The organism is Eudoraea sp., assembly GCF_049665975.1.
Classification (GTDB): Bacteria; Bacteroidota; Bacteroidia; order Flavobacteriales; family Flavobacteriaceae; genus Eudoraea.
In genome coordinates this window covers 1-4,024 of the sequence record NZ_JBATGR010000317.1, presented here as the reverse complement: position 1 = coordinate 4,024, position 4,024 = coordinate 1, and the positions used below count along the sequence as shown (strand labels likewise).

General features: G+C 35.8%; 5 protein-coding genes. All 5 read left to right on the top strand.

The genetic code is table 11. From position 1 onward, the window contains the following. The first annotated feature begins 227 nt into the window (after positions 1-227). Positions 228-797, top strand: coding sequence for a Crp/Fnr family transcriptional regulator (locus WBN20_RS11215; protein ID WP_424281736.1), 570 nt, complete (start codon positions 228-230; stop codon positions 795-797). Positions 798-938: 141 nt separating this feature from the next. Further along, positions 939-1,655: a hypothetical protein gene (locus WBN20_RS11210; protein ID WP_424281735.1), complete on the top strand. Its 717-nt coding sequence runs from the start codon at positions 939-941 to the stop codon at positions 1,653-1,655. A 20-nt stretch (positions 1,656-1,675) separates the two neighbouring features. Then, on the top strand, positions 1,676-2,089 hold the full coding sequence (locus WBN20_RS11205) for a DUF6326 family protein (RefSeq protein ID WP_424281734.1): 414 nt from the start codon (positions 1,676-1,678) through the stop codon (positions 2,087-2,089). A gap of 9 nt (positions 2,090-2,098) precedes the next feature. Next, positions 2,099-3,094, top strand: a complete 996-nt coding sequence (locus WBN20_RS11200) for an NAD(P)-dependent alcohol dehydrogenase (RefSeq protein ID WP_424272610.1) — start codon at positions 2,099-2,101, stop codon at positions 3,092-3,094. 148 nt (positions 3,095-3,242) lie between these two features. Further along, positions 3,243-3,770: a GNAT family N-acetyltransferase gene (locus WBN20_RS11195; protein ID WP_424272611.1), complete on the top strand. Its 528-nt coding sequence runs from the start codon at positions 3,243-3,245 to the stop codon at positions 3,768-3,770. Positions 3,771-4,024 lie beyond the last annotated feature (254 nt).

Sequence of the window (4,024 nt, the reverse complement as noted above, 5' to 3'; positions counted from 1 at the left end):
CCTAAGGCGGGTATACCGGCAGGCAGGCTGAACGAATTCTAAGTAGGAAAAGAGAGGGGATCATCAATGTTGACGAAGTCTAGGCTTCTATGTATAAAATAACCTTAATCCCCTCTTTTGTTCTTTCTGATTTATACCTTAAAAGTTAAGGAGAGTAAACTTAAGATGTATAAAATGCATTGAAACGCATTTTATACTCACCGTTAGATAAATTAGCAAGACATAATATGAAAGATCCAATAGTCAATTTTTTATCTAAATATATAGAGCTAACGAAAGAAGAAATTGATATTCTTTCAAATCAAAACTTTATACAGTCTTATAAAAAAGGAACCATTCTATTGTCTGAAGGACAAATAGCCAAGGAGTGTTATTTTATTCTCCAGGGATGTGTAAGCAGCTATTATCTAGTAAATGGCGATATTAAGATCACGGATTTCTTTACCGAACAACAACCGATTACCCCTGTGAGTTACACCACTAAAAAACCTTCGGAATACTTCTTAGAATGTTTGGAAGATTGCATTATTTCCATCGGTACTCCTGAAAGCAGTGCGGAACTTCTTAGAAAACTACCCAGGCTGGCTGCTTTGGGTTCCAATATCATGGAAGATCAATTGGCAAACCAACGGATGAAGTACGATGAGTTTATCAAACTGACTCCGGAAGAGCGTTACCAAAACCTACAAAAAACATCTCCGGACCTTCTGAACCGTGTGCCACAGTACCTCATCGCCAGTTATCTGGGTATTAAGCCGGAATCCCTGAGCCGCATCCGCAAACGGTTATATAACTAATCTTTTTTTTTCTTTTTTTAGTCATTTTGCCTAAATAATTGGCTGTAATTTGATTTCTTAACCCAAGTCAATGAAAAGCGAGGTTACTACTCCGAGATTTGCACAGTAAAAAATAATAATTCTGTTAAATCTTTCATTGTTATGAACCATTTTTTAAAAAGTCAATTATCAAGATATGGCAACAATGCCAGCATTGTTAAATATGTATGCATAGTATTATTAGCGTCTTCGGTTCTAAATAGTTGTTCCACCTATAGAATCAATCGATTAAAGAACAAAAGCATTAAAGAATGGAAAGCCTATCAATGGAATGAGATGAAAAGAAGTACCGACAAGCAGGGTGCAGAATGGATCATTCATTCCAGGAAAGTAGAAGGAACGAATTTATTGGAGTATAAAATTGAAGGTGAGATAGCATCAACTCCAGAGGCCTGTGTCGCAGCATTCTGGCAACATATTCATCACCAGACCGATGATATCAATAAGTATCCCACCTACGACATCATGGATGAATCTGACAGCAGCTTTTTAACCTATGTCATTCATAACGAACCATTTCCATTCAAAGACACAGAAATGAGCGTAAGGTATTTATTCTCCAATTATAAAGAATGTGACAGAGAGGTAAGATGGAATGAAGCATGGGATGAAAATTCAGTACCACCTTCTAAAAAATTGAACCGGGTGGAAACATTCAGAGGCTCCTGGAATTTCTCGGCAGTTTCTGAAAATCATACTAAAGCTGTGAATATTGTTCAATTTGATCCCAAGAAAATGCCCAAATGGCTGGTTAACCCAATGGTGAGGAAATTTTTGAAAAAAGGATTCGAAAACATAGAACAAACAACATCAAAGTAAAACCTTAAATAATCTCGAACATGATAAAGAAAAAAATCAAACCTCAGACCCTGTTGTCCACTTTATGGATATTTATACTCCTCAATATGGTTTTCAGAGATCTCCATCAATTGGGTAATAAAAGTTTTTTAGAAGAAATAATGACCGGAGTGGTCAATGGAGTCGAGATCACCGATGAACTTATGCTGATCGGTGGTTTTTTAGCAGAAATACCCATTTTAATGGTGCTGCTATCCAGGATATTGAGCAACAAAGTCAATAAATGGGCAAACATCATTGCCAGTATAATCACCATGCTGGTATTATTTAGTGGCCTGGCATCAGCCGATATGGACGATGTGTTCTTTATGATCATTGAAGCCGCAGCCTTTGTGGTGATCATCGTCACTGCCTGGAAGTTGCCGTCTGCTGGTAAAATTCCTGCTAACTCCTAAATGAAAAAAATGAAAGCAGTTGTTTGTACAAAATATGGACCCCCAGAAGTTCTTCAAATAGAAAATATTGAAAAACCTGTTCCAAAAAACAATGAAGTATTAGTGACAGTGTATGCGACCACGGTAACTGCAGCTGATTACAAAGTAAGAAGCTTCGATGTGCCAAAATCTTTCTGGCTTCCCGCACGATTAATGCTGGGGCTTAGAAAGCCCAGAAAGTCAATTTTAGGAATGGAACTTTCCGGTGAGATAGAATCTGTCGGAAAGGATGTTACGTTGTTTAAAAAAGGAGATAAGATTTTTGCAGCTACCCTGCAAACTTTTGGAGCTTATGCAGAATACAAATGTTTACCGGAAGATGGGCCAATTGCCTTGAAACCAACAAATACAACCTATGAAGAAGCCGCAGCTATACCTATTGGAGCTCGAACAGCATTTCATTATCTAAAAAAAATAGGTGATGTTAAACCAGGACAAAAAGTACTTATATATGGAGCTTCTGGAAGCGTAGGAACCTATGCCGTACAACTTGCCAAATATTTTGGTGCAGAAGTAACTGGTGTATGCAGCACTTCTAATTTAGGGTTAGTGAAATCAATAGGAGCTGATAAAGTGATTGATTATACAACCGTTGATTTTATCGAAAATTTTGAAACCTATGATATTATATTTACTACTGTAGATAAATGCCCTTTCAGAGCTTGTAAAAATGCACTAAGCATAAACGGAACTTACTTAAATATTGGCAGACCAATACCAAGTCTGCAAATGATCTGGATGTCGTTAATCAGTAGAAAAAAAATTGCTGTGGGAAAAAATTCACCAGAGACGGCCGAAGTGCTAATTTTTCTGAAAAATCTTGTTGAATTAGGACTACTTAAACCAGTTGTTGATAGAAGTTATACATTGGATCAGATAGTGGAAGCACATAGATATGCTGGTAAGGGTCATAAAAAAGGGAATGTGGTAATCTCTGTAAATCAATTTAAAGAGAATCAAACTTAAGATGTGTATAGTTCATTGTTTCCGATTTTCCCAACGGAAAATCCTTGCTACTGAACAATGGGTTCGCTCCTATTTGCTACCTTAGTACCTAACGTAACAAACCATATAGAAACACGTTCTGCTTAATAAATTAACCGAATCAAAAATAATGATTGAGACAGAAAGAACTCTACTCAGACCAATCGAAAAGGAAGACAATGAACAAATATTTGATTATAGAGCAGATTCAGAAACAAATAAATATCAAGGTTGGATACCGAAAACTTTAAATGATGTAAATGAATTTATTTCAAAAAATCCTGATGAGTTTAATAAACCCGAGACTTGGTTTCAACTGGTAATTATAGAAAAATCCACAAACAAAATTATCGGAGATATTGGGATTCATTTTATTGACAGTGATAACCATCAAAGTGAAATTGGATGTACATTAAATAAAGAATATCATGGAAAAGGATTCGCTACAGAAACTATGAGAGCAACGGCTGGATTTTTGTTCAATAAACTTGATAAACATAGAATAGTGACTTCAATAGACCCTCAGAATATTGATTCAATAAAACTTGTTGAACGTCTTGGATTTAGAAAGGAAGGGCACTTTAAGGAAAGTCTGTTCATTGACGGAGAATGGGTAGATGATATTGTATATGCAATACTAAACCGAGAATGGAAATAGAAACACTAAGCACAACACTATTATAGTGCATTAAAACGCACCATATACTTACCGTTATAAATTTAATATAATCCTGTTCTTCAATATTTTTATAAAGCTAGTAGCTGCAACTCCCAAAATACAAATTTAATTTGCGTCAATTTGATGCATTTGAGCATACCTTATGTTAAATTTTAGTGTGAAATGAAGAAAATATCAAAAGTGTGCACAAAGTGTGCATTGCGGAAAAACGAAAAAGGCCTTCACATCTGTGA

Coding starts and splice junctions, on each gene's coding strand:
- WBN20_RS11215 (WP_424281736.1), top strand. CDS start 228: ATGAAAGATCCAATAGTCAATTTTTTATCTAAATATATAGAGCTAACG.
- WBN20_RS11210 (WP_424281735.1), top strand. CDS start 939: ATGAACCATTTTTTAAAAAGTCAATTATCAAGATATGGCAACAATGCC.
- WBN20_RS11200 (WP_424272610.1), top strand. CDS start 2,099: ATGAAAGCAGTTGTTTGTACAAAATATGGACCCCCAGAAGTTCTTCAA.
- WBN20_RS11205 (WP_424281734.1), top strand. CDS start 1,676: ATGATAAAGAAAAAAATCAAACCTCAGACCCTGTTGTCCACTTTATGG.
- WBN20_RS11195 (WP_424272611.1), top strand. CDS start 3,243: ATGATTGAGACAGAAAGAACTCTACTCAGACCAATCGAAAAGGAAGAC.